The sequence below is a fragment of the Microbacterium sp. Leaf351 genome (assembly GCF_001423825.1).
Lineage (GTDB): Bacteria > Actinomycetota > Actinomycetes > Actinomycetales > Microbacteriaceae > Microbacterium > Microbacterium ginsengisoli.
This window is the reverse complement of record NZ_LMPK01000036.1, coordinates 112,736-116,618: the sequence shown is the minus strand read 5'-3', so window position 1 is coordinate 116,618 and position 3,883 is coordinate 112,736. Positions and strand designations below refer to the sequence as shown.

The following is a 3,883-nucleotide window of genomic DNA, read 5'->3' as shown; positions in this document are numbered from 1 at the left end:
GAGGTGGCGGGGGTACACCTCGCGCGCCCGCGTCATCCCCTCGGCGCTGAGTGTCTCGTAACGGCATACGGCGAGCGGCATGTGCTCTTCCTCTCCACGGTGGCGGCGCGGTGGCGCCACCGTTCAGTATCCGCGCTCCCGTGAGCGTGGATCACGGGAGCGTCAGCCCGCGTTCCTCGCACAGGCGGGTGATGAGGGCGAGCTGACGGCGGTTGAGGTCGATCAGCTCCTCGATCTCGCCCTTCGCGGCGACGTTCGTCTCGAAGTCGTGCTGGGCGAGCGCCGCGGCTATGGCATCCTGTCGCTTCGCGACGATGAGCAGGATCGCCCCCTGCAGCCCGGCGAGCATGCTGAGGAACAGGTTGAGCAGGATGTACGGGTAGGGGTCCCACTGCACGGCCGTCGCGTTGACGATCGCCCACACGACCATGAACACGACGAACCCGATGATGAAGCCCCACGAGCCCATGCCGTTGCGCAGGCGGTCGGCGGCGCGCTCGCCGCGGGTCAGCTGTTGCGTGGCCTGGTCGTGCCAGTTGGTGATCGGTCGCTGCATGGCGCCGATCATAGAGATCGATCGGATGCCGCGGCTCGATGTCCGCGGCGGCGATCAGATCTCGACGGCGCTGTCGGGTGCGACGCGGCCCGACAGCGAGACCTCGCCGCCCAGCCAGCGGGTGCGGAGCCTGCAGCCCTCGCCCTGGGTGATGTCGAGGTCGCGCGCCACGAGTCCGGTGAGCCGCACCGCGGCGGCTCCGGTCGCCGGATCCTCCACGATGCCCATGTCGGGCGCGAACATGCGGGATCGCACCGTGCCCGCCGTCTCGTCCGCCCACGCCCACAGATAGTGGTGGCCCTCGGTGAACGTGGCCGGGTCGAGGGCGTCGATCTCGGCCGGCGAGCCGAGCTGCCGGAACGCGAAGTCGGGGGTCCATTCGGGGCGGGCGCGCACGGCGACATCCTCGCCGTCGATGTCGATCACGACGCGACCCGCCGGCACCTCGAGGGCGGCGACCGGGGTTCCTCGGCGGGCGAGCCACCAGGCGGTGCCGACGCTCGGGTGCCCGGCGAAGGGCAGTTCGCGGGCGGGCGTGAAGATGCGCACCTGCGCGGCGTCGGGGGTGATCTCACCGATGAAGACCGTCTCGGAGTAGCCGAGCGCCTCGGCGATGTGCTGCTCCCGCCCGGCCGAGGCGGCGCTGCTCAGCACGATGCCGAGGGGGTTGCCCGAGCCTCCGTCCGCGTCCGTGAACACCCGCACGACATCGACCTGCACTCCGAAGCTCATCCCGCCACGCTATCGGGCGCAGGGGTCGGGGGTCGGCGTGGCCGTCGTCGGTGGACACACACCGAGCGCCGTCACCCGGCCGCGCTGTCGACGATCGCGAGCGAGCGGATGCCGCGACGCCCGCGTTCCTCGTCGAGCACCGCGAGCAGCCGATCGCGCGTGCCGCGCCCGTGCGCGAGGGTGAGCGCGGCAGCGCGGTCGGCGTCGCGGTGTGCGACGGCGTCGATGATCGCCGCGTGCTCATCGCGGGCGTGGGCACGGGATGCCGCCGAGCGCACCTCGAGCCAGCGCACCCGGGCGAGGCGGGTGATGGTGTCGGCGACGGCGGCGGCGAGGAACGCATTTCCTGATGTCGCCGCGAGGGCGTGGTGGAAGTCGCCGCCGTCGCGCAGGCCCGTCTCGGGGTCGTCGTGGGAGCGGTGGGTGTCGACGAGCTCCCGCAGGGCGGCGAGGTCGGGGTCGGATGCGCGGTCGACGGCGAGGCGCACAGCGGCCACCTCGACGATCTCGCGGTACTCCATCGCGGCGCGCACCTCGGCGATATCGAGGGGCGCGACTGCCCATCCGCGCTCGGTGCGCACGGTGAGGCCTTCGCCGCCGAGGCGAAGGAGTGCGGCGCGGATGGGCGTGCGCGAGACGCCGAGGCGGCTCTCGAGCGCGCGTTCCGACAGCCGCTCGCCGGGGGAGAGGTCGAGGGTCAGGATCGCGATGCGCAGCTGGCGGTAGGCGCGGGCCTCGCCGGGTTCGTCCACCGGTGCTCCCTTCTGGTATACCAAAGCGGTATACCGATCGTCTCACGAGCCCCGAACCGAGGTCAACGCATGACGCGCATCCCTCCCCGCGCTTGGATCATGCTCGCGCTCGGCATCGCCGCGCAGGCCGCCGGCACCCTGCTCGTCTCCGCGCCCGTGTTCCTCATCCCGCTGCTGCACCTCGACCGGGGCCTCCCGCTCGCGCAGGCGGGACTCCTCTCCGCCGCCCCCACCGTCGGCATGGTGCTCACGCTCATCGCCTGGGGTCACCTGGCCGATCGACGAGGGGAGCGGGGCGTCATCGCGGGAGGACTCCTCCTCACCGCACTGCTCGCGCTCGCCGCCGCGGTGACCAGCGACCTCATCGGCCTCGGCGTCGCACTCCTCGCCGGCGGTGCGGCCGCCGCCAGCACGAACGCGGCGAGCGGCCGCGTCGTCGTCGGATGGTTCCCGCGCGACCGGCGCGGACTCGCGATGGGCATCCGGCAGATGGCCCAGCCCCTCGGCGTCGCGGCCGCCGCGGCCCTCGTGCCCGCGCTCGCGGGCTCCGCGGGCATCCCGGCGACATTCCTCGTGATCGCCGCGGCCCTCGCGATCATCGCGGCCGCCTGCGCGGCGGGCATCCGCAATCCGCCGCGGGCCGCGGCATCCGGCCCCGAGAGACCCGCCGTGAACCCCTATCGGGCGAGCGGGTTCCTCGCGCGCATCCACGCGGTGTCGCTGCTGCTCGTCGTGCCGCAGTTCGCCGTGTCGACCTTCGGCATGGTGTTCCTCATCTCGGCCCTGGGATGGGGCCAGGATGCCGCGGCCGCCCTCGTCGCGATCTCGCAGTTCGTCGGGGCGCTCGGCCGCATCGTCGTCGGCGTCCTGAGCGACCGGGTCGGCAGCCGCGTGCGCGTGCTGCGAGGAGTGGCCGTCTCGGCCGTCGTCGTCATGCTCGCGCTCGCCATGAGCGGTGCGTTCGCGTGGGCGGCCGTCGGCGGCGTCATCCTCGTGATCGCCGCGGTGGTGACCGTCGCCGACAACGGCCTCGCCTACACCTCGGTCGCGGAGGCGGCGGGCAGCTCATGGGTCGGCAAGGCGCTCGGCGTGCAGAACACCGGCCAGTTCATCGCGGCGTCCCTCGTCGGGCCGGGCATCGGCGCGCTCATCACGGCAACGGGCTTCGCGGGAGCGTACGCGCTCGTCGCGCTGGTGCCCCTCATCGCCGTGCCGTTGGTGCCCCGGCGCGACGTGCACCGCGACTGAGTCGGTGCGCGACCGGCGCGCGCCCTCACTCCGGTGCGGAACCCGCGAGCGCGCGCTTCACGTAGCCGACGATCGCGTTCGCATGTCCGTGGCCGAGTCCGTGCTCGGTCTTGAGCCACTCCACCACCTCCATGTGACGGTGGTCGTCGAGGCGATCGGCGACGAGGTCGAGCCAGTGCTGCACGGGCTGCCCGTACGTCTTCTCGATGCTCGGGAAGTACGAGACCGGACCCTGCAACTTGACCCCGACCGGCAGCTCCGGCGCGGGAACACGGTGTGCGCTCATCGCCCCATCATCGCGCGTCACTCGGCGCGCGAGAACTCCGACGCGCGCGCCACCTGGTCGGCGGTGAGGGCGACGCCGGTGTACCGCTCGAACTGGCGGGCGGCCTGCAGTGCGATCACCTCGGCACCCGTGATCACCGGCACGCCCGACTCGCGCGCCGAGCGCACGAGCGGCGTCTCCGACGGGAACGCCACGACATCGAAGACGACGGATGCCGCAGCCACCTGCTCGTGCGAGAACGCGAGAGCCGCGGCATCCGGCCCGTTCATGCCGAGCGGCGTGACGTTCACGAGCACGCCGGCGAACGGC

General features: G+C 72.7%; 5 protein-coding genes and 1 pseudogene. 1 reads left to right on the top strand and 5 read right to left on the bottom strand.

The features are described 5' to 3' along the window. Positions 1-151 precede the first annotated feature (151 nt). From ASG00_RS12510 to ASG00_RS12500, 3 genes are all read right to left on the bottom strand, one after another. Positions 152-556, bottom strand: coding sequence for a DUF1003 domain-containing protein (locus tag ASG00_RS12510; RefSeq protein ID WP_056210006.1), 405 nt, complete (start codon positions 554-556; stop codon positions 152-154). A gap of 54 nt (positions 557-610) precedes the next feature. After that, positions 611-1,288 (bottom strand): PhzF family phenazine biosynthesis protein, encoded by a 678-nt coding sequence (locus ASG00_RS12505; RefSeq protein WP_056209993.1) that lies wholly within the window; start codon positions 1,286-1,288, stop codon positions 611-613. Between the two features lie 71 nt (positions 1,289-1,359). After that, positions 1,360-2,040: a GntR family transcriptional regulator gene (locus tag ASG00_RS12500; RefSeq protein WP_082483235.1), complete on the bottom strand. Its 681-nt coding sequence runs from the start codon at positions 2,038-2,040 to the stop codon at positions 1,360-1,362. A 69-nt stretch (positions 2,041-2,109) separates the two neighbouring features. Between ASG00_RS12500 and ASG00_RS12495 the strand changes: the two genes are divergently transcribed. Beyond that, positions 2,110-3,288 (top strand): MFS transporter, encoded by a 1,179-nt coding sequence (locus tag ASG00_RS12495; RefSeq protein ID WP_056209989.1) that lies wholly within the window; start codon positions 2,110-2,112, stop codon positions 3,286-3,288. Positions 3,289-3,313: 25 nt separating this feature from the next. Here the strand turns inward: ASG00_RS12495 and ASG00_RS12490 are convergent, their stop codons facing one another. Together ASG00_RS12490 and ASG00_RS18520 are read right to left on the bottom strand one after the other, a co-directional pair. Then, complete coding sequence (locus ASG00_RS12490; protein WP_056209986.1) at positions 3,314-3,574, bottom strand: DUF4287 domain-containing protein; 261 nt, start codon at positions 3,572-3,574, stop codon at positions 3,314-3,316. Positions 3,575-3,591: 17 nt separating this feature from the next. Next, positions 3,592-3,883: pseudogene (locus ASG00_RS18520) on the bottom strand (shikimate 5-dehydrogenase); the annotation flags it as partial.